The sequence below is a fragment of the Guyparkeria sp. TX1 genome (assembly GCF_046523965.1).
Lineage (GTDB): Bacteria > Pseudomonadota > Gammaproteobacteria > Halothiobacillales > Halothiobacillaceae > Guyparkeria.
Map to the genome: position 1 here is coordinate 1502843 of NZ_CP144142.1, position 21717 is coordinate 1524559.

Sequence of the window (21717 nt, forward strand, 5' to 3'; positions counted from 1 at the left end):
CCTGTGAGGAAGATGGCCGGTTGGCGGGCGGTTCAGAGGCGTCGCACCAATTCCTCGGCGCGCGCCAGGTACTTGCCGCGCTGGAACAGCAGGCGCCAGCGCCTACCACCCACCTGGTCGAACAGAATGGTCGCACGCACCCCGGCAAGCAGCAGGCCGCGGACCGACGCGGAGATCGCCATGTCCTCGAGGTGATGCTTCTCGCCGTTGATGACGAATTTCTGTGGCAGGTTGCTCAGGGTGCTGCGATAGAGGTTGTTCAGATCGGCCATCAGGCCGCTGTCGGCACCGTGTTGATCGAAGGCGGGCTTGAGTTCCTCCAGGCGGGAAAATAATTTCCCCGCCATCTCGTCATCGCGACGGAATGCCTTGGTCACGGCAAACAGCGTGACCAGGTAGCGGGTCAACTCGAGATCACGCTGTGCGCGCGAGTTGCCGGCCAGCATTTCGGTCAGTCGCGTCATGCCAAAACGTACCCCCGAGAGCCCGCCGTAGATGCTGGCCGTGTCGGGGGCGTCGAAGGCGAACAGCGAGCCGATGCTCGCCTCCAGCGCTTGGCTGTCCGCCACGCGGCCTTCGTAGGCCAGCGTCTGGATCAACTGGACGGCCTGGGTCATGCCGGCCATGGCGATCAATTGGTCGTCGGTATCTTGTGGCATGCGTCCCGAATCGGTTGGATTGATGATCAGTCCCGGGGCAGGGCGCGGGTAATCACCGCGCCACCCAGGCAGATGGGGCCATCATAGAACACCACCGACTGGCCGGGGGTAATCGCGCGTTGCGGCTCATCGAAGGTGGCGATCAGGCGATCGCCCGTCTGCTCGATGCTGACTGCCTGGTCGGGTTGCCGGTAGCGGATCTTGGCGGTCAGTGGCCGGTCGGTCGGTGGCGGCTCGATCCAGTGGACCTGCTCGGCCTCGAGCCGGTCGGCGAACAGGGCTGGGTGGTTCTTTCCCTGAACGACCAGCAGCGTGTTGGTCTCGAGATCCTTGCCCACCACGTACCAGGGCGCATCGCCATGGGTCCTCGTGCCGCCTATCCCTAGCCCCTGGCGCTGACCGATGGTGTGGTACATCAGGCCCTGATGGGTGCCCAGCGACTCGCCCTCGAGGGTCTCGATCGGGCCCGGCTGGGCGGGCAGGTAGGTCTTGAGGAAATCGGCGAATCGACGCTCGCCGATGAAACAGATGCCGGTCGAATCCTTCTTGTCCGCCGTGATCAGATCGTGGGCAGCGGCGATCTCGCGAACACGCGGCTTTTCCAGCTCACCGACCGGGAAGTAGGCCGAGCCGACCTGGTCGCGGGAGAGCGCGTGCAGGAAGTAGCTCTGGTCCTTGTTCGCATCGACGCCGCACGCCAGGTGCACGCCGGTCTCGTCGTCGAGCCGTCGCACGTAGTGACCGGTGGCGATCGCATCCGCTCCCAGCGCCCGGGCGTGGTCGAGAAAGGCGCGGAACTTGATCTCGCGGTTACAGAGGATGTCCGGGTTGGGCGTGCGCCCGGCCTGGTATTCGGCCAGGAAGTGCTCGAAGACCCGGTCCCAGTACTCGCCGGCGAAATTGACGAAATGGAACTCGATACCGAGCTTGTCGGCCACCGCCATGGCATCGAGCATGTCGTCCTTGGCGGCGCAGAAATCCTCGTCGTCGTCACCCTCCCAGTTCTTCATGAACAGGCCCTCGACGCGATAGCCGGCCTGCTTGAGGAGCAGGGCGGCCACCGAGGAATCCACGCCACCGGACATGCCCACCATGATGCGCGGCGCATCGGCCGGGGCCGGGGGAATCAGATTGACGAAACGGGTATCAGTCATCGGATCGAGTGCAGCAGGTCGAGGGGATAGCGGCGCCCCTGTTCGAAGTCGCGGATGGCGGCGGTGACGAACGGGGAGCGATGCGGAATGGTGGTGCGCTCGAGCGCCGCGCGGCTCATGAAGTGCGCGGCGAGGATGCCATCGTCCAGCGGCTCGTCGTCCGGGGCCTCGTTGATCTCGCCGATGATCGCCACCCGCAACACGCGCCGGCCCTGGTGCGGGTTGTCATGGTACAGCCCCAGCAGTTCGGTCGGCTCGAAGGCAAAGCGGCTCTCCTCGCGCACCTCGCGGATCACCGCCTCGAGCAGGGTTTCGCCCGGCTCGACGTGGCCGGCCGGCTGATTGAGGTAGCGCTGGCCGCGGATCCGTTCCTCGACGATCAGGTACTCGTCGTCTCGGCGGGCAATGCCGGCAACAGTCAGTGAAACCTGGGGACGATCGGTGGAATGTTCCATGGGGCCATTATACCGGGGAAGGCAAGGGGGACCGGTGGCCGTTGCTGATCCGGCTTGTCTCGGGATAGCGTCATGACGTCATGACGCTGATATACTGGTGACTTCGCTCAACGCAGCCACTGGGAGCCGAGCATGACCACTGAGACGAAACGCTCCACCATTTACTTCGATGCGCAATTGCATCAGGCCCTGCGATTGAAGGCCGCACAGTCCCACCGCTCAATTTCCGACATCGTCAACGACGCGGTCAAGGCGGCTCTGGCGGAGGATCAGGAGGACCTCGCCTCGTTTGACGAGCGAGTTGCCGAGCCCACGATCACCTATGAAGCGCTGCTCGAGGACTTGAAGGCGCATGGCAAGCTATAAGCTTTGTTTTCGCCAATCGGTTACGCGTGATCTCCGCCCCATACCTCGCCCTGATGTCGAGCGGATTCTCCGTCGGGTGGCAGCGCTCGCGGACGATCCGCGGCCATCAGGGAGCGAGAAGCTATCTGGACAGGAGCGATACCGCGTTCGCCAGGGCAATTATCGAATTCTGTACGAGATCGTCGATGACGAATTGATCGTCACCGTGGTCAAGATCGGCCATCGTCGGCACGTCTACCGGCGTTGATCGCCGGCGTCATTCCTGACGGTTAGCCTTCCATTCGTAAAGTAGATCGAGTGCCGCCCGGGGGGAGAGCTCGTCCGGATCGAGTGCGTCGATCGCCTCGAGCAACGGGTCGGGCTCGGGTTCGGTGAGCTCGGCCGGTCCTTCCGCCGCGAACAGGTCCATCTGCGGCACCTCGCCCCCGGCATGCGACTGCCACTCGAGTTTCTCCAGCAGCCCGCGCGCCCGACGAATGGTGGGGCGCGGCAAGCCGGCCAGGCGGGCCACGTCGATGCCGTAGCTCTGGTTGGCTGGACCGTCCTTCACGCCATGCAGGAACACCAGCTCGCCGTTGTGCGTGATGGCCTCAAGGTGCACGTTGATCAGCGTCTCGAACTGCTCGGACAGGGTGGTCAGCTCGAAATAGTGGGTGGCGAACAGCGTCATCGCGCGGTTTTTCTGCAACAGGTGCTCGGCGACTGCCCAGGCCAGCGCGAGGCCGTCGAAGGTCGACGTCCCGCGGCCGATCTCGTCGATAAGTACCAACGAGCGCTCGGTGGCGTGATGCAGGATCTCGGCGGTCTCGGTCATCTCCACCATGAAGGTCGAGCGACCGGAGGCCAGATCATCGGAGGCGCCGATGCGGGTGAAGATGCGATCGATCGGCCCGATCTCGGCCCCCTCGGCCGGCACGTGCGCCCCGGCGTGGGCCAGCAGCACGATCAACGCGGTCTGGCGCATGTAAGTCGACTTGCCGCCCATGTTCGGGCCGGTGATCAGCAGCATGCGCCGGTCGGGTGCCAGCTCGGCATCGTTGGGCACGAAGACCGCCTCGCTGTTGGCCTCGACCACCGGGTGGCGCCCCTGGCGGATGTCCACGCCCAGTGCCTTGCGAAAGCTCGGTGCGTTCCAGCCGTGGCGTTCGGCGACGTCGGCCAGCGCGGCCAGGGTGTCGAGGTCCGCCAGGGCATTGGCCCGACGGCGCAGCTCGCCCTGGTGCCCGGCCAGGGTGACTAGCAGCCCCTCGAAGCATTCGCGCTCGCGGGCCAGCGACCGGTCGCGTGCGGTGAGCACTTCCTGCTCGAAGGTCTTAAGGGTGTCGTTGGTGTAGCGCTCGACGGACTTGAGCGTCTGGCGACGGGTGAAGGTCTCCGGCATGCGTGCCGACTGGCTGCGCGGCACCTCGAAGTAGTAGCCGTGGACCCGGTTGTAGGCGAGTTTGAGGTTGTCGATGCCCGACTGGCGCCGCGCATCCTCTTCCATGGCGGTGAGCGTGGTGTCGGCGCGTTCGGACAGCCCGCGCAGGCGGTCGAGTTCCTCGTCGAAGCCGCTCGCAATCACCCCGCCGTCGCGCAGCCAGACCGAGGGCTTTTCGGCAATCGCGGCATCCAGCAATTCGCACACCTCGGGCAGATCGGCCAGCTCGTCGATCAGTGTGGTCAGCAGCGGCTGGTCACACGCGGCCAGCGTGGCGGTCAACGAGGGTAGCTGGTGCAGCGAGTCGCGTAGGGCGGCCAGATCGCGTGGGCGTGCCGTGCCCAGGACGATGCGCGTGGTGATCCGCTCGATGTCGTTGACCTGTCGCAGGGCGTCGAAGAGTGCGGCCGGCAGGTCGCGCTCGCGCAATTCGCCGATTGCCTGGTGCCGGGCGGCGAGCTGATCGTGGTCGCGCAGCGGGCGGGCCAGCCATTCGCGCAGGCGGCGCGCGCCCATGCCGGTGGCGGTCCGATCTAGAAGGCCGATCAGGGCGCCATCCGGTCGCCCCTGGCTGTCCTCGAACAGCTCCAGGTGGCGGCGGGTATGCACGTCGAGCAGCAGGGCGTCATTGGTCTGCTCCACGGCCAGGCCATCGATGTGGCCCAGGTGCGTCTTTTGTGTGTCGTTGACGTACTGCCACAACGCGCCGGCCGCACCCAGTGCCGCATCCAATGCCTGGCGGTTGTCGGCATGGATGCCGAAGCCGGCGAGATCGCGGGTGCCGAACTGGGCGCACAACCGCTCGGTGGCCGTCTCGCTCGAGAAGTGCCAGACCGGGCGTTCCCGGCTGAATCCCTCGGCGCGAAACAGGCCATCGGTCAACGCCTCGATGCGCAGCCCCTCGGGCAGCAGCAGCTCGCGCGGGTCGACGCGGGCGAGCTCGGTGGCCAGTTCGTCGGGCCCGTTGGGCGCCATGATGGCAAAACGCCCGCTGGAGAGGTCCAGATGGGCCAGACCAACGTATTCGCGACCACGCGAACGGCTGCGTGCCACCGCGACCAGGCGGTGCGCCTGGCGCTGCTCAAGCAACGCCTCGTCGGTGACCGTGCCCGGGGTGACCACCTTGACCACTTCGCGCTTCATCGGCCCCTTGGCCTGCACGTCGCCGACCTGTTCGCAGATGGCGACCGACTCGCCGGCCTTGAGCAGACGCGCCAGATACGACTCGTAGGCATGCACCGGTACACCGGCCATCGGGATGGGCTCGCCGGCCGACGTGCCGCGCTGGGTTAGGTTCAGATCGAGCAGCCTCGCTGCGTGGCGGGCGTCCTCGAAAAACAGCTCGTAGAAGTCGCCCATCCGGTAGAACAGCAGCACGTCCGGGTAATCTTGTTTGATCCCGAGAAACTGCTGCATCATGGGCGTATGCGCGCTGAGGGCGCCTGTCTCTCCGGCCGTCTCCGAGATCTGGACGGGGTGGGGCGATGTCGGTTTCGTCATGCGCGGCATTGTAACCAAAACCCCGGCCTCGGATTGATTCGGGATCGGCCGGCGGCACGAGGGAAGGGCAAGCAGGATGGCCGAGCAAGACGACGCGCAATCCCCGCAGCGACCGCCGGCATGGAACGGTATTGACTCGATGACCGAGGGTGGTCTGGAACGGCGCCCACGCATCCGGTGTTTGGGCGAGGCACTGACGTCGCGCGGCCTGCGTCTGGCCGTGGCCGAATCCTGCACGGGCGGGCTGTTGGCGGCTAATCTCACCGAACAGGCCGGCAGCTCGGCCTGGTTCGAGGGCGGCTGGGTCACCTACAGCAACCGGGCCAAGCAGCGCGAGCTTGGCGTGCCGCCCTCCCTGTTTGCCGAGGTGGGCGCGGTGTCGGGCGAGGTGGTCACGGCGATGGCGCGCGGGGCGATCGAGCGGGCGGATGTCGACTATGCGGTGGCCATCAGCGGCGTGGCCGGCCCGGGCGGTGGCAGCGAGACCAAGCCGGTCGGCACCGTTTGGATCGGTTGGAGCTATCGCTCATTGGCTCAATCCGATGCCACCCAAGCCGACCTGAGCACCTTCGCCACCCGCTTTCGTTTCCCCGGCGACCGGCAGGCCGTGCGCGAGGCGTCGATCGACGTTGCGTTACAAGGCCTCTGCGCCCACCTGGGCGGCAAGGGCTGGAGTCATCAGGCCGCGAGCCGATGGTCATCGGCCCACTGGCCGGCCGCCGGTCTCAAGTGGTCGGAAAACTAATTTTCCCAAGGGCGCCTCGCAAAACCGTAGCGAGCAGATTCGAGTGCAAGGAACCGCGCAGTGAGTGACGAGACATATCAATTGGATAGGCAGAAGCGGGCCGTCCATGGCCCGCTCCCTTCGGGCGCGGTGAGCGCGTCCCGATTTGCTCCAAGCAAATCGGTAGGAGCGAACGAGCACGTGACGCCGCAATCGGACTGCGCAGTAGGTTTTCGAGGTGCCCGCAATGAATATTGACCCTGCCACCCATCGCCTCGACAGCGCCCGCTATGTCCTGTCACCAAATCACGATCAGCGTCCCCGCGACGAGCGGATCGAACTGGTGGTGATCCACGGCATGTCACTGCCGCCGGGCGAGTTCGGTGGCACGGCCATCGAGCGGTTTTTTACCAATTGCCTTGATCCGGCCGAACACCCGTATTTCGAAGAGATCCGCGATCTGCGTGTGTCCGCCCACGTCGTGATCTATCGTGACGGTTCGGTCACGCAATTCGTGCCCTTCGACCGGCGCGCCTGGCATGCGGGGCAGTCGCGCTTCGGCGAGCGGATGCGCTGCAACGACTTTTCCATCGGCATCGAGCTCGAGGGCACCGACACCGACCCCTACACGGCGGTGCAATACGAAGTGCTCGGCAAGGTGCTGGCCGCGATCAAATCCGCCTATCCAACGGTGCACGCGGTGCGCGGTCATAGCCATATCGCCGCAGGGCGAAAGACCGACCCGGGCCCGGCGTTCGACTGGGGGCACCTGGCATCCCGATTGCCCGAGGGGGTCGCTAACGCATGACATCCCGTTCCTATTCATTACACGTTGGGGCATCCACGCGATGAAACTCCTGGTCCTGATCCTCGTCGTCGCCATCGATCGGTTTCTGGAATTCTTCCGGCGCTGGCGTGCCGATCGTTGGCCGCATCGCGCCACGATCGAGGTGTTCGACACGTTGGCTGGAATGATCGGCTCGACGGCCGCGCGCCTGATCGTCTGGTTGCTTTTGCCGGTGGCCTTGCTGATCTTGCTGGGGGCGGGCGGTGACGGTTGGATCGGCTGGGTGGTGTCGCTGGTCGTGCTTTTACTGGTGATCACGCCGCGCAACACCTCGGAGATCAACCGACAGTTGCTGGATGCGGCCGGTCGCGATGATCAGGAAACCGTCGAATCTGCACGCAAGGTGCTGTTCGACGGTACACCGGTCGATCCGGCCGCGGCGACCACCCGTCAGACCGGCGAGCGCATTATCGTGCTGGCGTTCAGGGAATGGTTCCTGGTGCTGTTCTGGTTCGTCCTGCTTGGCCCGGCCGGCGCGCTCTTCTATCGATTGACCGAATGGCTCGCCCAGGAGAACGACCCGGGGGTTGTCGAGGGGGCGAAGGTCGCGTGGCTGCATCGCTGGCAGAAAAAGACGCATGCACTGCTCGTCCTGCCGGCAGCCCCGGTGTTCACTGTGCTGATGCTCCTGGCGGGGTCGTTCCAACGTGGGGTGAATGCCTGGCGGGGCGATCCGGCTTTGGGCCGCGAACACGGCGCCATGGATGGCTGGGAGGCAGGCTCGATCGGGCTGATCGCCCGGGTGGGTCACGCGGTCATCGATGTCGAACGGGCCGACGAGTGCCTCGACGAAAACGCTTGCCTCGCCGACCAGCGCGCCTGGTATCGAGCCGCCCATGCCATCGTGCTGCGCGCCTTGTTGTTCGGATTGGCCCTGGTGGCCGTGCTCACCATGATTGGCTGGGTGCCGTGATCGGATACCCGGCTGGCCGCTTGCCACGGTGACTTGCCACGGTGGTAGGGCACGCACATGCTGCCCTTGTGTGGGTTGGGATGCCCAAGCAACGGTTGGGGTGACCGCCTACACTTGAACCAGTTTCCCCACACTAGGAGTAATCATCATGAAAACGCAGCAGATTATCGGCCTCGCCTTGCTTGTGCTCGGTCTCATCCTCCTCTTTTTTGGCTACCAGGCATCACAAGGCCTGGAAGACCAGCTCTCCGAGGCATTCACCGGCGAGTACACCGACAACACGATGATCTACTGGATTGCCGGTGGCGTGAGTGCGGTGGTTGGGCTGGTCATGCTGGTAGCCGGCAAGAAGTGACACTCGTCGGGTAGCCTTTTCCCGACCGACGGCGCCCGCCGTCGGTCACCGTTTGTCGCGAGGCCACAGGACCGCGGCGAACGGCGCTTGTCTCTCCCATCCCAAAGGGAACACTGCACGCATGCCATCCCGCTCTGCGTGCAGTGTGACTGATAGAATCCCGCCTCGAATTCGAACCGCGAGCGTCCATGACCTCCCAGACCACCCGACTCGATCTGATCCGCCACGGCGAACCCGTCGGCGGCCGCCGCTTTCGTGGCGACGCCGTCGACGATCCGTTGAGTGAACTCGGCTGGCAGCAACTCGAGCGTCGCCTGACGATGATCGAGGCACGTGGCGAAGCCGACTGGGACGTCATCGCCACCTCGCCGATGCGCCGCTGCCGCGCCTTTGCCGCCTCCGTCGCCGAGCGTCGCGGGCTGGAGCTGGTCGTCGACCCCGACCTGCGCGAGATCGGCTTCGGCCCCTGGGAGGGCTTGCGACATGCCGAAATCCCCGAGCGCTATCCCGAACAGCACGCGGCCTTTCTCGCCGATCCGGTCGACGGCCGCCCGCCCGGCAGCGAGCCGATGGCCGATTTCTTCGAGCGCGTCACGCGCGGGCTGGCCCGCCTGGAAACCAATCACGCTGGCCAGTCCGTGCTGGTGTTGTCGCACGCGATCGTCATGCGGGTCGCCTGTGCCTGGGTGCTCAATGCGCCGATGGCGGCGATTGCACACGTGGAAACCGAATACGCCGCCATGCTCTCCATCCGCCACAACCATCGTGGCCGGCGGTTGCTCGGCCTGGATAATGGCTTGGACAACGGCTTGTCGGGTGACCGGGCGTGACGCGGCGGGTCGTTGATGTCGAGCTGGGTGTATTGGGCCTTGAGCCGCTCGATGCACCGGGCGATGACCAGAGCGGCTTTTCCCGTCCCATCTGGACCTGGCCCAAAGGGGGGCTGGAGGGTTCCGAGACGGACGTTTCCCGCCTGGCCCATCTGCTCGATGGCCGCTTTCAACGCGGTGCGTCGACCGATGACGGCTCTCCCGAGGTGGTCTGCGACGATCCCGATACGCTCGCGCTGGCGGCCGTGGAAGGCGCCGCGCCATCTGGCATCACGAGCCCGGGCTACGCGCTGGCTCGCGCGCTGGGCGACTGGTGTCTTTCCGGCGGCACGCGGGCCGGGTTTACCGAGCAAGCCGCCGACTGGCGCACGCAGGGTTTCGCGCGGCTGCTGTGTTTCGATCCTGTTCACCTGAAGCCCGAGACCGACCATGCCATCGTGCTCGGCCCGCGTTTTCTCGCCTTGAGCGAAGCCGAGCTCGATGGCCTGCTCGATGACCTCAGTCCGTGGCTTGCCGACGATGGCATGCAAGCCGTTCGCATCGGTCGTCAGCTTTACCTGCTGGCCCAGTTGCGCCCGGACGGGATCGGCCCGGCAAATGCGGCCTTCCATCGAGGCGGGGCGCCGCTGGCCTGCCTGTTGAACCGCAATGCCGGGGTGTTCCTTAACGAGGAGCGCAGCGACCCCGTGCTGCGCCAATGGCTGACCGAGCTGCAGATGTGGCTCTACCCGCATCCGCTCAACGACCGCCGCGCCGCGCAAGGGCAACCCATCCTGAGCAGCTTCTGGCCGCACGGGCTGAGTGCCCTGTCCGATGAAATACCGTCACCATCAGCCGGGGAGCGATTGGTCCTGACCGACTCGCCCGCCGTGGTCGCCGAGTGCGATGCCAGCGTGTGGCAGGGCGACGAAGTGGGTGCGGCAAGCGAGGCGATTCGTGCCGGCCGGCCCGTGCGCGTGCTGCTGACCGAAGCGGCGTGGTGTCGGCTCGAAGGTGACGTCGGCGGTTTCCAGCAGGAACTGGCCCGCATCGATGCCTGGCTTGAACGATTGGAGACCGAGTGGCCGGGCGTGCGGGTTCGCCTGGACGATGGCCAGGGTGGGGTATGGCATCCGGAATCGTCGCTGAAACGTGCGTGGCGACGGCTGCTCCAGCGGGTGGGGCGATGACCTCTGCGGCAAAGGCGAACCCCAAGGTAGCTCGCCTGCTGGGCGTAGCGAGCATCCGCCGGCGGCAGGCGCCCGAACCCAGCGACGCCTTGGGGCATCTCAACCCCCGCTTGGCCCGCGTGCTCGCCGCGCGTGGGATCACACAGGCCGCGCAACTCGATCATCGCTTGCAGGCGGTCCTCCCGCCGGCCGGCCTGCCGGACCTCGATGAAGCGGCGCGACTGGTCAGCGATGCCATTGAGCGCCACGAATCCATCCTGATCGTCGGCGACTTCGATGCCGACGGCGCGACCGCTACGGCCCTGTGCCTTCGCGGCCTGCGTGCCATGGGGGCCGAGCGGGTCGACTTCCTGATCCCCGATCGCCAGCGCCATGGCTACGGCCTGAGTCCGGCGTTGCTCGACGAACTCGACGCGCCGCCGGCGTTGATCCTCACGGTCGACAACGGCATCAGCGCCCACGACGGGGTCGCCGCCGCCAAGGCCGCCGGGTCGCGCGTGGTGGTCACCGACCATCACCTGCCGGGCGAGACGCTCCCCGCCGCTGATGCCATTGTCAATCCCAACCGCACCGATGCCGACTTCGGATCAACCGCGCTGGCGGGCGTTGGCGTGGCCTTCTATCTGCTGGCCGCCGTGCGTGGCGAACTCGATCGGCGCGGCTGGTTCGCTACGCGGCAGCGGCCCAATCTCGCCAACTGGCTGGATCTGGTCGCCCTGGGCACCATCGCCGACGTGGTCGAACTCGATGACAACAACCGGCGCCTGGTCGCCCAGGGCATGGCTCGCATCCGCTCCCACGCCTGCGCGCCAGGGATACTCGCGCTGTTTGCCGTCGCCGGGCGGGACCCGCGCGAGGCGCGATCCAGCGATCTGGGTTTTGCCATCGGCCCACGACTCAACGCCGCCGGGCGACTGGAGAACATGAGGCTGGGGGTCGAATGCCTGCTCGCCGATGATGCGGCCGAGGCCCGCCGGCTGGCTGGCACGCTCGATCAGATCAACCGGCAACGTCGCGACGTCGAGGCCAACATGCTCGACACCGTCGCCGCCGACCTGGATCGGGCGATGGCCGGGCAGGGCGATACGCCGCCGTCAGACCCGGCTGACTGGGTGCGCTTCGATCCGGGCTTTCACCCCGGCGTGATCGGTATCGTCGCCGGGCGCCTGAAGACCCGCTGGGCGCGCCCCGTGTTCGTCTTCGCCCCGGCCGAGGTCGGTACCAATGACGGTCGGCTCAAGGGCTCGGGCCGCTCGATTTCGGGCATCCACCTGCGCGACCTGCTGGTCGAGATCGACGCGAGACACCCCGGGCTGATCGACGGCTTCGGCGGACACGCCATGGCCGCCGGGCTGTCACTCGAGCGCTCCCGACTCGACGCCTTCCGCCAGGCCTTCACGCAGGTTCTCGAACGCCACCACGAGCGGCTCCCCGACGGTCGCGAAGTGATCACCGATGGCCCGCTCGACGCCGCCGACCTCCACCTCGACTTCATCGACGCCCTCGACCACCACGGACCCTGGGGCACCGGCTTTCCCGAACCACTGTTCGACAACGCTTTCGAGGTGCTCGAGAAAACCGCCCTGAAAGACGGCAAGCACTGGCGCCTGTCGGTACGCCTTCTCGACCACCCCAACGCCCGCCCCGTCGACGCCATCTGGTTCCGCGCCCCCGATCCACTACCCCCCGGCCGCCACTGGCAGATCGCCTACCGCCCCGTCGCCGACAGCTTCCGCGGCCGAAAGCGCCTCAAGCTCTTCGTCGAGACGGCGTTGCCCGTCGGTGGCTGACAAACATCCTGTTGCCTGTAGGCGCGGCTTTAGCCGCGAAATATCAACGATCCCGCCCACGCGACAAGCGGCACGAAAGGCGGGCTAAATGGGGTGGTCGTTGAGCCGATTGTTGGACTGAAGTCCAACCCACAATCGCTCGTTCGATGAGGCGAGGGACCCTGTGGGTTGGACTTCAGCCCGACAATCCGCTCGTTCGGGCGGATGGTTTTCTGGATCTGAGTGGTTTGTAGAGTCTGTTCGCCTACATGACTTGAGACCACGACGGGGCCTAAGCTCGGCAGACGAGCCAACACCTTTTTTTGCCATTCATCAGGGACGATGAATGATGAGCTATACCGATCTCCTTCGCGGACGGTACTCCGAACCCGGTCGGGAATACCTGATTACGGCGGTAACCGATAAGCGCAAGCCGGACCTTGAATCGTTCGACGTCGCCCGACTACTGATACAAGTTTTCCGCGCATCCCATGAGACGGCACAAGCCGAATGGCTCGCCTTCGTGGTGATGCCGGATCACTTTCATGCGTTGTTGCGACTCAGGCAGATGTCTCTGCCCGCCGTGATGCGGTCAGTTCGCGGCTCCAGTGCACGGCGCATCAATGGATCACTCGGCCGCACCGGTCGGCTCTGGCAGCCCGGATACCACGATCGAGCGCTGAGATCGGAAGAAAATCGCGTTGCTGTCGCGCGCTACATCGTCGCCAATCCATTGCGCGCTGGCCTGGCCGAGCGTCTCGCCGACTACCCGCATTGGGATGCGATATGGCTGTGAGTCGGCCTAGAGGCCGACTGTTGGACTGAAGTCCAACCCACACCGCAAGGCGGGCCTCATGCCCGTGGGTCGGGCTTCAGCCCGACGTGCCGAGTTGACCGAGCGTCTTGCAGACTGTCCGAACTGGGATGCGATATGGCTCTGAGTAGGCCTTGAGGCCGACTGTTGGACTGAGATCCAATTCACTAAGTTACCAGACCCCGTGGGTCGGGCTTCAGCCCGACAATCCGACCTTGGAGGGCGGATGGACAAGGACTCAGGGCAAGGTGCTCGAGATAAGGTCGGCCCTGCGGTCGAACGTTGGACTGAACTCCAACCCCAAACTGGGCTCTGACACTGAGTTCTAGCCCGTCAAGCCTGATTTGTTCCCTGTTGAAGCGGTGAGCTTGAAGTCCACAGGACGTAAAACCCGTGATCGTCACATGAAGATTCTCGTAACGGGCGGCGCCGGTTTCATCGGTTCGGCGGTCGTCCGCCACATCATCGCCAACACCGCCGACGAGGTGGTGAACGTCGACAAGCTTACCTATGCCGGCAATCTGGAGTCGCTGGCATCGGTTGCCGACGATCCCCGCTACCGGTTCGAGCAGGTCGACATCGTTGACCGGGCTGCGCTGGCGGATGTGTTCTTCCGGCATCGCCCCGACGCGGTCATGCACCTGGCGGCGGAAAGCCATGTGGACCGATCCATTGACGGGCCGGCGGCGTTCATCGAGACCAACATCATCGGGACGTACACCCTGCTGGAAGTCGCGCGAGCCTACTGGAACGAGTTGGGCGACTCGGGCAGGGAGCGTTTCCGGTTCCATCACGTCTCCTCGGATGAAGTCTACGGTGATCTCGACGGCCAAAAAGGGCTGTTTTCCGAGCAAACGCCTTATGCGCCCAGCTCGCCGTACTCGGCATCCAAGGCCAGTTCGGATCACCTGGTGCGGGCCTGGCAGCGTACCTACGGGTTACCGACGCTGATGACCAATTGCTCCAACAACTATGGCCCCTACCACTTCCCGGAAAAGCTGGTGCCGTTGATGATCCTCAATGCCCTGGAAGGCAAGCCATTGCCGGTCTACGGCAAGGGTGAGCAGGTGCGCGATTGGCTCTACGTGGAGGATCATGCCCGGGCGCTGTACACCGTGCTGACTCATGGCGAGATCGCTGAGACCTACAACATCGGTGGTCACAACGAGAAGCGCAACATTGACGTGGTCCACGCCATCTGTGAGTTGGTAGACGAGATGAGGCCTGCCTCCTATGGCCTCACACGTCCCGCGTCCAGCTTGATTACGTTCGTCGCGGACCGCCCGGGTCACGATCTGCGCTATGCCATCGACGCCGGGAAGATCGAGCGGGAACTCGGATGGGCACCTGAGGAAACTTTTGAGAGCGGCCTGCGCAAGACCGTGGCCTGGTACCTGGATAACCTCGACTGGTGCCGCCGTGTGCAGGACGGCAGTTACCGAGGCGAGAGGCTCGGGGCCCGGGCATGAAGATCTTGCTGCTCGGCGCGAACGGACAGGTGGGGCGCGAGCTTTCGCGCACCTTGCTCTCGCATGGTGATGTGGTGGCACTTGGTCGCGAGCAGCTCAACCTGGCTGTGCCGGAACTTATGCGGCCGCGATTGTCCCACGAGCGGCCCGACATCATCGTCAACGCGGCGGCTTATACCGCGGTCGATAAGGCGGAAAAGGAAGAAGGTCTCGCCAGGGCGGTCAATGCGGAGTCCGTGGCAGAGATGGCTGCGTATGCCAACGATACGGGCGCGTTGGTAGTGCACTACTCCACGGACTACGTGTTCGACGGCTCAAAGCAAGGTGCTTACCAGCCAACTGATTCGACCAATCCGCAAAACGCCTATGGGCGCACAAAACGAGCCGGCGAAATTGCGTTGCAAGAAAGCGGTTGCCGCCACCTGATTTTCCGCACGAGCTGGGTGTATTCCGCGCGTGGGCAGAACTTCATCAAGACCATTCTGCGGTTGGCCTCGGAACGTGAGGAGTTGAAAGTGGTAGCCGATCAGATTGGTGCGCCAACTTCGGCGGCGCTGATCGCCGACGTCACCTCGCTTGCACTAGCGGGATTACGAAAGGATGAATTTTCAACCGGGATCTATCACCTCACCGCGAGCGGCGCGACAACCTGGCACGGCCTGGCCTGCCGAGTCGTTGAGCGTGCGATCGCCAATGGGCGGAAGCTGCGACTTCGTGGCTCCGACATTCATGCGATTGGCACAGCGGACTTCCCGACGCCGGCAACCCGCCCGGCGAACTCGTGCATGGACTCGAGCGGCCTCGAAGAGGCGCTAGACCTGCACTTTCCTGATTGGACCATTGACGTCGATCGGGTGGTCGACCAGATCACGAAGGAAAACGGATCCTGATGAAGCGAAAAGGCATCATCCTGGCGGGCGGCGCGGGAACGCGGCTGCATCCGGCGACGTTGTCGGTGAGCAAGCAGCTGCTTCCCGTGTACGACAAGCCGCTCATCTATTACCCGCTGAGCACACTCATGCTGGCGGGTATCCGCGACATCCTCATTATCTCCACGCCTCAGGACACGCCTCGCTTCGAGCAACTGCTCGGTAGTGGTGAACAGTGGGGACTCAACCTCCAGTACGCCGTCCAGCCCTCACCGGATGGTCTGGCCCAGGCATTCCTGATCGGAGAGGAGTTCATCGGCAACGATCCGTGTGCGTTGGTGCTGGGTGACAACATCTTCTATGGCCACCACTTCGATGACTTTCTGGGCAAGGCCGTGGCTCGCGAGCACGGTGCTACGGTGTTCGCCTACCACGTTCATGACCCGGAGCGTTACGGCGTGGCCGAGTTCGATGCGCACGGCAAGGTGCTTTCGCTGGAGGAAAAGCCCAAGAAGCCGAAATCGAACTACGCAGTGACCGGTCTCTATTTCTACGACAACGACGTGATCGAGATGGCCAAGGCCCTCGAGCCGTCGGCGCGCGGCGAACTGGAGATAACGGACATCAACTGTGGCTACATGGATGCCGGCAAGCTCAACGTCGAGATCATGGGGCGCGGTTACGCCTGGCTCGACACCGGTACTCACGAGTCGCTGTTGGATGCCGGTCAGTTCATCGCCACGCTCGAGCAACGACAGGGGCTGAAGGTGGCCTGCCCGGAGGAGATCGCGTTCCGTAAGGGCTGGATCGGAAGGGAACAACTCGAAGAGCTTGCCTCACCGTTGCTCAAGAGCGGGTACGGCCAGTACCTGAAACGCCTACTCAACGAAACCGTCTTCTGAAACCAACTGTAGGAGCGGCTTCAGCCGCGAAGAATAAGGGCACGCCGCTGTTCGCGCCTAAAGGCGCTCCTACAAAGGAAGAAAGAACCGTTGGACCGGCTTTAGCCGCGAAGGACGTCTACCGCCGCCGGGTCGCGCCTGAAGGCGCTCCGGCAAGGGAAAGGAAAGCCGTAGGGCCGCCTTCAACCGCATGAACCGCAATCCAATATCGCAACGACCAGAACACCACAAACACACCATGCAATCTACTCCCCTCGCCATCCCCGACGTCATGCTCATCGAGCCGCATGTGTTCGAGGACGAACGTGGTTTTTTCTATGAGAGCTACAACCAGAAGGCCTTTGAAGAGGCCGTCGGCTATCCCGTCACCTTCGTCCAGGACAACCACAGCCTCTCAGTCCGGGGCACCTTGCGTGGCCTGCATTTCCAACGTCCGCCGCATGCCCAAGGCAAACTGGTGCGCGTAACGGTAGGCGAAGTATTCGACGTGGCCGTGGACGTCCGCACGAACTCACCGACCTTCGGCCAGTGGGTGGGTCAAACGCTCTCGGCCGACAACCGGTGCCAGATCTGGATTCCACCTGGCTTTGCCCATGGCTTTCTGGCGGCCAGCGATGTGGCCGAGGTCCAGTACAAGTGTACGGATTTCTACGCCCCTGGTTGCGAGGCCAGTATCCGCTGGGACGACGCTGAACTCGGTATTGATTGGCCGATCCAGGGCCAGCCATTGCTCTCCGTCAAGGACGCCCATGCCCCGTCGTTCGGCGATGTGCGGACCTTCAATGATTGAGTGAGAGTCGGTACAACCGCATCCTCGGCAGCGCCCCGTTGATGTCATCCAGTGCAGCCGGACCACGTCTGACAATTAGGCTGCCGCTCCGTTGCCGATAGCTTTCTCGGTCGAAAGCGCCTTGAACTGTGTGTCGAGACGGTGTTGCCCCGATCAGCTTTTAAACACCTGTGAACCAGTATCTTTCATACTGAAGCGGCTGAAGCGGCTGAAGCGGCTGAAGCGGCTGAAGCGGCTGAAGCGGTCGAGGCTCCGTGGATTGCGCTGTAGCCTTGCATTCCTCGGCGCCCCCGTCATTCCCGCGAAAGCGGGAATCCAGAGCACGAAGCCACCAAACGCGGCTCCGGATCCCCGTTGTCCCGGGGATGACGAACTCGCGACCGGCACTCGCGGCCGAATCGGGCTCTACCCGACGAGTCTCTCGAGGCCTTCCGCTCGACTGCTCATTGCTCACCAGAGAAGACCTTCTGGCCTAAAATCCCCCCTCAGAGCCACCTCATTGAGATACAATCCCGCGCTAATCAATCCGAGTTAAACGGGAAACGGATTCATGTGCGGAATCGTCGCAGCGGTAGCCGAACGGCAGGTGGGGCCCATCCTCCTGGAAGGATTGCGTCGCCTGGAATACCGCGGCTACGACTCGGCCGGCGTGGCGTTGCTGGATGAAGAGCAGGGGCTGGCCTCGGCGCGTGCCGTGGGCAAGGTCGCCGCCCTTGCGGAGAAACTTGAAGCCACCCCCATCACCGGTCAGCTCGGCATCGCTCATACCCGATGGGCGACCCACGGTGTGCCGGTCGAGCGCAATGCCCACCCGCATCTCGCGCCCAATTGCGAACACGGCCGGGTGGCGGTGGTGCATAACGGCATTATCGAGAACTTCGCGACTCTCAAGGCCGAATTGGTCGATAGCGGCTGCACCTTCGCCTCGGATACCGATACCGAGGTCATTGCCCACCTCATCCATCACCAACTCGGACTCGGTCTGTCGCCTGAGGCCGCCTTCCATGCCGCCGTCGATCGTCTTCAGGGCGCGTTTGCACTGGCGGTAATCATCACCGATGCCCCCGAGACATTGTTCGTCGCCCGTCAGGGAAGCCCGCTGGTCATCGGTGTAGGGATCGGCGAGCACTTCGCCGCCTCGGATGCGCTCGCGCTGCTACCGGTCACCCAATCGTTCATCTACCTGGAAGAGGGTGACCGGGCGGTCATCACCCGCGAGACGCTCGCCGTCACGGATGCGGCGGGCAACGCCGTCGAACGCCCGGTACGCCAATCCGCCCAGCGGGCGGAAAGCGCCGACCGTGGGCGCTTTCGCCATTTCATGCTCAAGGAAATCCACGAGCAACCTCAGGCGATTGCCGACACCCTCGAAGGGCGCATCGCCCACGGCCACATTCTGCCGGCGGCGTTCGGGGTGGGCGCGGACGAGATGTTCGCCTCGGTTGAGCGTGTGCAGATCATCGCCTGCGGCACCAGCTATCACGCCGGCATGGTGGCGCGTTATTGGTTCGAGGATATCCTCCGCGTTCCCTGTGCTGTAGAGGTGGCCTCCGAATTCCACTACCGCAACCCGGTGGTCAGCCCCAATACCCTAATTGTGGCGCTGTCTCAGTCCGGCGAGACGGCCGATACCCTCGCCGCCATCCGTATGCTCAAGCGCGAGGACCCGAAGCGTCCGGTGCTGGCCATCTGCAACGCTCCGGAATCTTCGCTGGTACGCGAGTCGGACCTGGTGCTGATGACCCGCGCCGGCCCCGAGATTTCGGTGGCCTCCACCAAGGCCTTCTCCACGCAGCTCGTTTCGCTGGCCCTGTTGCTGCTCGCCGTTGGGCGCGCCAGCGGCCGCATGGAAGAAGCCGAAGAGCAACGCATCGTCGCCGGGCTGGAGAAGGTGCCCGGCCGTATCCAGGACGCCCTGGATCACGGTGACCGCGTCCGTGAGCTGGCCGAACTGCTGGTGGAAAAGGAACACGCCCTGTTCCTCGGACGTGGCCCGATGTACCCCATCGCCATGGAAGGGGCGCTCAAGCTCAAGGAAATCAGCTACATCCACGCGGAAGCCTACCCGGCGGGCGAGCTAAAGCACGGGCCACTGGCACTGATCGATGAGACCATGCCGGTGATCACCATCGCCCCGCAGAACGAGCTGCTCGACAAGCTGAAGTCGAACATTGCCGAGGTGACTGCGCGTGGAGCCGAGTTGTTCGTATTCGCTGACGAACGTGCCGGACTGCACTCGGCGGACTTCACCCATGTGCTGCCGGTTACATCGCATGTAGGGCGAATCAGTGCCCCGATCATCTTCAATATCCCGTTGCAGTTGCTGGCCTACCACGTGGCTGTACTCAAGGGCACGGACGTCGACCAGCCGCGCAACCTGGCCAAGTCGGTCACGGTGGAATAACTAAATCTGTATGAAAAAGGATGAATCGATGAACGAAATCCGGCCCAGCCAGCCGCGTACCACCAATCCGCCGCGATTTGACGATGAGATTGATCTGGTGGATCTGGCCCTTGCCCTGTGGCGGCGCAAGTGGACGGTGGTGGTTGTGGCGTTGATTATTATGGTGTTGGCCGCTCTCTATGCCTTTGCCCGGGGTGACGGTATAAAAGCCTCTTCATACGCGTCGATCTACAGCCTTCCCAAGAGCGTCGATGAAAATGGTAATGACCATTACATCATCGGACCGAGCTCGGTGATGGAGCTCACCGAACGGGTGTTTGTTCCCAAGTCCTTGAAGGAAGACCGTCAGGCCAAGTCTTCGGAAAGCTGGCGAGAGCTGGAGATTGGGCTGGACCATCCCAAAAGCACGTCACTTATCGTGCTGGAGACGCAAGCAACCGAGAACGAAGCAAAACGTGTCGAAACGCTGCATGAATCGATCATCGAACGGATCGCCGGCCTGGTCGAGAGTGAGGTTGACGATTTGCGAGAGAAACTGGATCGGCGCATCGAGATGCTGGAAACCCGCCTCGCCAACGCCGAATCTTTGGCGGAATCACTGGCCCAGACGGACGGCGACCTCGCGGACATTTCTCTCGAGATTTCGAAAGTGAAGGCAGACCTGCTTTCAGCGGAGCTGGAAAAGTCCTCGCTCGCCAGTGGTCGCCTGGTTGAGCTTGGTCAGCAACGCGATCTAGACGAGGGTGTTTCCGGTAAGTTGATCGTGGCCTTGGGCGCCATCCTCGGCTTATTTGCCGGGCTATTCGCCGCCTTGATGGTCAACTTCATTGCCGCCGCCCGAGAGCGCCTGCACGACGAGCTCGACGCTGAAGATTAATTAACAAAACGACACATCATGACGACAATCAACAAGTTTAACCCGCCCAAAGACGTCAAGATCGCCATGGTTGGCCTCGGCTACGTCGGTCTGCCGCTGGCCGTGGCTTTTGGCCGTGTCCAACCCGTGACCGGTTTCGATATCAACGCCAAGCGCATCGCTGAGCTTAAAAACGGTGTCGACCACACACGTGAGGTCGAGCCGGACGAACTGGCCGAGGCAACCCAGCTTTCCTTCACCGACCGCGTGGAAGACATTGCCGACTGCAATGTCTTCATCGTCACCGTTCCCACACCCATCGATCGATACAAGCGCCCCGATTTAAGCCCGCTCATTGCTGCCTCGAAGACAGTCGGCCAAGTGCTGAAGAAGGGCGATGTGGTCATCTACGAATCCACTGTCTACCCCGGCGCTACCGAGGACGACTGCGTGCCGGTGCTTGAACAGACCAGCGGCCTGACGTTCAACCAGGACTTCTTTGCCGGTTACAGCCCCGAGCGAATCAACCCGGGAGACAAGGAACACCGCGTCGCGGACATCATGAAGGTGACCTCGGGCTCCACGCCCGAAGCCGCCAAGTTCATCGATGCGCTTTATCGGCGCGTTATCCACGCCGGCACGCATCTGGCCCCGGCCATCCGCGTCGCCGAAGCCGCCAAGGTGATCGAGAATACCCAGCGGGACGTGAACATCGCGTTGGTCAATGAACTGGCCATGCTGTTCAACAAGATGGGCGTCGACACCCAGGCGGTACTCGAGGCCGCCGCCACCAAATGGAACTTCCTGCCCTTCAAGCCGGGTCTGGTCGGCGGCCACTGCATCGGCGTCGACCCTTACTACCTGACCCAGAAGGCCCAGGAAATTGGTTACCACCCTGAAATGATTCTCGCCGGCCGCCGCACCAACGACGGCATGGGTGAATACGTCGCTGCACAGATAGTGCAATTGATGACCCGGAAACGGGTACAGGTCGTCGATTCCAAGGTGCTGATCCTAGGGCTCACCTTCAAGGAAAACTGCCCCGACCTGCGCAACACCCGCGTGATCGATGTGATTCGTGAATTACGTGACTACAACGTCAATGTCCACGTCCATGACCCCTGGGCAGACCCGGACGAGGCCTGTGATGAATATGGCATTTCTCTCGTGGAGAAACCCGAGAAAAAGGATTATGACGCCGTCGTGATCGCCGTTGCTCACAATCAGTTCGTTGAGATGGGCGCGGAAGGTATTCGCTCGCTCACCCGAAATGGCGGGCTGGTTTACGATATCAAGCACGTGTTGGAGCGCCACGAAAGCGACGGGCGTTTGTGAAAAAATGGCCGGGATTTCGCGGCTAAAGCCGCTCCTACCTATCGTTTTCCGTAGGAGCGCCTTCAGGCGCGAAGCCGTAACCCGGCAAGTTTGCTGCGCACCGCGTTCTGACGGCGA

Annotated in this window: 21 protein-coding genes; 17 read left to right on the top strand and 4 right to left on the bottom strand. The window is 63.6% G+C overall.

The genetic code is table 11. The annotated features are described in order from the left end of the window. Nucleotides 1-32 precede the first annotated feature (32 nt). Genes VWP12_RS07050 through VWP12_RS07060 form a run of 3 tightly spaced genes read right to left on the bottom strand, consistent with a single transcriptional unit; the run spans nucleotide 33 to nucleotide 2268 of the window. The gene (locus VWP12_RS07050; protein WP_410473541.1) at nucleotides 33-659 is read right to left on the bottom strand and encodes a lysogenization protein HflD; all 627 of its coding nucleotides are present in this window, start codon (nucleotides 657-659) and stop codon (nucleotides 33-35) included. A 26-nt stretch (nucleotides 660-685) separates the two neighbouring features. Then, entirely contained in the window at nucleotides 686-1813 is a 1128-nt protein-coding gene (gene mnmA, locus VWP12_RS07055) for a tRNA 2-thiouridine(34) synthase MnmA (protein WP_410473542.1), read from the bottom strand. Continuing rightward, nucleotides 1810-2268, bottom strand: coding sequence for an NUDIX domain-containing protein (locus VWP12_RS07060; protein WP_410473543.1), 459 nt, complete (start codon nucleotides 2266-2268; stop codon nucleotides 1810-1812). The genes mnmA and VWP12_RS07060 overlap by 4 nt, the downstream gene beginning before the upstream one ends. Before the next feature lie 132 nt (nucleotides 2269-2400). On the opposite strand from VWP12_RS07060, the gene VWP12_RS07065 reads away from it, so the two are divergent. Both VWP12_RS07065 and VWP12_RS07070 read left to right on the top strand, forming a co-directional pair. Next, nucleotides 2401-2634 carry a CopG family transcriptional regulator gene (locus VWP12_RS07065; RefSeq protein WP_410473544.1) on the top strand — a complete coding sequence of 78 codons (234 nt, stop codon included), beginning with the start codon at nucleotides 2401-2403 and terminating at the stop codon, nucleotides 2632-2634. After that, entirely contained in the window at nucleotides 2621-2881 is a 261-nt protein-coding gene (locus tag VWP12_RS07070; protein WP_410473545.1) for a type II toxin-antitoxin system RelE family toxin, read from the top strand. Before VWP12_RS07065 ends, VWP12_RS07070 begins: the two co-directional genes overlap by 14 nt. Before the next feature lie 9 nt (nucleotides 2882-2890). Here the strand turns inward: VWP12_RS07070 and mutS are convergent, their stop codons facing one another. After that, nucleotides 2891-5554 carry a DNA mismatch repair protein MutS gene (mutS, locus tag VWP12_RS07075; protein WP_410473546.1) on the bottom strand — a complete coding sequence of 888 codons (2664 nt, stop codon included), beginning with the start codon at nucleotides 5552-5554 and terminating at the stop codon, nucleotides 2891-2893. Between the two features lie 76 nt (nucleotides 5555-5630). Here mutS and VWP12_RS07080 point away from each other — a divergent pair, with 76 nt between their 5' ends. The 15 genes from VWP12_RS07080 (at nucleotide 5631) to tviB (ending at nucleotide 21600) form a co-directional block, all read left to right on the top strand. Then, nucleotides 5631-6299 carry a CinA family protein gene (locus VWP12_RS07080; RefSeq protein ID WP_410473547.1) on the top strand — a complete coding sequence of 223 codons (669 nt, stop codon included), beginning with the start codon at nucleotides 5631-5633 and terminating at the stop codon, nucleotides 6297-6299. A gap of 226 nt (nucleotides 6300-6525) precedes the next feature. After that, nucleotides 6526-7086 carry a 1,6-anhydro-N-acetylmuramyl-L-alanine amidase AmpD gene (gene ampD, locus VWP12_RS07085; RefSeq protein WP_410473548.1) on the top strand — a complete coding sequence of 187 codons (561 nt, stop codon included), beginning with the start codon at nucleotides 6526-6528 and terminating at the stop codon, nucleotides 7084-7086. 40 nt (nucleotides 7087-7126) lie between these two features. Beyond that, nucleotides 7127-8038 carry a regulatory signaling modulator protein AmpE gene (gene ampE, locus VWP12_RS07090; RefSeq protein WP_410473549.1) on the top strand — a complete coding sequence of 304 codons (912 nt, stop codon included), beginning with the start codon at nucleotides 7127-7129 and terminating at the stop codon, nucleotides 8036-8038. Nucleotides 8039-8186: 148 nt separating this feature from the next. Beyond that, on the top strand, nucleotides 8187-8393 hold the full coding sequence (locus VWP12_RS07095; RefSeq protein ID WP_410473550.1) for a DUF3185 family protein: 207 nt from the start codon (nucleotides 8187-8189) through the stop codon (nucleotides 8391-8393). A 188-nt stretch (nucleotides 8394-8581) separates the two neighbouring features. After that, the gene (locus VWP12_RS07100) at nucleotides 8582-9223 is read left to right on the top strand and encodes a histidine phosphatase family protein (RefSeq protein WP_410473551.1); all 642 of its coding nucleotides are present in this window, start codon (nucleotides 8582-8584) and stop codon (nucleotides 9221-9223) included. Next, nucleotides 9220-10392, top strand: coding sequence for a hypothetical protein (locus tag VWP12_RS07105; RefSeq protein WP_410473552.1), 1173 nt, complete (start codon nucleotides 9220-9222; stop codon nucleotides 10390-10392). The genes VWP12_RS07100 and VWP12_RS07105 overlap by 4 nt, the downstream gene beginning before the upstream one ends. Then, nucleotides 10389-12182: a single-stranded-DNA-specific exonuclease RecJ gene (gene recJ / locus VWP12_RS07110; protein ID WP_410473553.1), complete on the top strand. Its 1794-nt coding sequence runs from the start codon at nucleotides 10389-10391 to the stop codon at nucleotides 12180-12182. Before VWP12_RS07105 ends, recJ begins: the two co-directional genes overlap by 4 nt. Nucleotides 12183-12510: 328 nt before the next feature. Further along, complete coding sequence (locus VWP12_RS07115; RefSeq protein ID WP_410474953.1) at nucleotides 12511-12957, top strand: REP-associated tyrosine transposase; 447 nt, start codon at nucleotides 12511-12513, stop codon at nucleotides 12955-12957. Nucleotides 12958-13379: 422 nt separating this feature from the next. Then, the gene (gene rfbB, locus VWP12_RS07120; protein ID WP_410473554.1) at nucleotides 13380-14444 is read left to right on the top strand and encodes a dTDP-glucose 4,6-dehydratase; all 1065 of its coding nucleotides are present in this window, start codon (nucleotides 13380-13382) and stop codon (nucleotides 14442-14444) included. After that, nucleotides 14441-15334, top strand: a complete 894-nt coding sequence (gene rfbD / locus VWP12_RS07125; protein WP_410473555.1) for a dTDP-4-dehydrorhamnose reductase — start codon at nucleotides 14441-14443, stop codon at nucleotides 15332-15334. Before rfbB ends, rfbD begins: the two co-directional genes overlap by 4 nt. Beyond that, nucleotides 15334-16215, top strand: coding sequence for a glucose-1-phosphate thymidylyltransferase RfbA (rfbA, locus tag VWP12_RS07130; protein ID WP_410473556.1), 882 nt, complete (start codon nucleotides 15334-15336; stop codon nucleotides 16213-16215). The genes rfbD and rfbA overlap by 1 nt, the downstream gene beginning before the upstream one ends. Nucleotides 16216-16453: 238 nt before the next feature. Next, entirely contained in the window at nucleotides 16454-17005 is a 552-nt protein-coding gene (gene rfbC, locus VWP12_RS07135) for a dTDP-4-dehydrorhamnose 3,5-epimerase (RefSeq protein ID WP_410473557.1), read from the top strand. Between the two features lie 550 nt (nucleotides 17006-17555). Then, on the top strand, nucleotides 17556-19409 hold the full coding sequence (glmS, locus tag VWP12_RS07140) for a glutamine--fructose-6-phosphate transaminase (isomerizing) (protein WP_410473558.1): 1854 nt from the start codon (nucleotides 17556-17558) through the stop codon (nucleotides 19407-19409). Nucleotides 19410-19419: 10 nt separating this feature from the next. Next, entirely contained in the window at nucleotides 19420-20286 is an 867-nt protein-coding gene (locus tag VWP12_RS07145) for a Wzz/FepE/Etk N-terminal domain-containing protein (protein ID WP_410473559.1), read from the top strand. Nucleotides 20287-20304: 18 nt separating this feature from the next. Beyond that, nucleotides 20305-21600 (top strand): Vi polysaccharide biosynthesis UDP-N-acetylglucosamine C-6 dehydrogenase TviB, encoded by a 1296-nt coding sequence (tviB, locus tag VWP12_RS07150; RefSeq protein ID WP_410473560.1) that lies wholly within the window; start codon nucleotides 20305-20307, stop codon nucleotides 21598-21600. Nucleotides 21601-21717 lie beyond the last annotated feature (117 nt).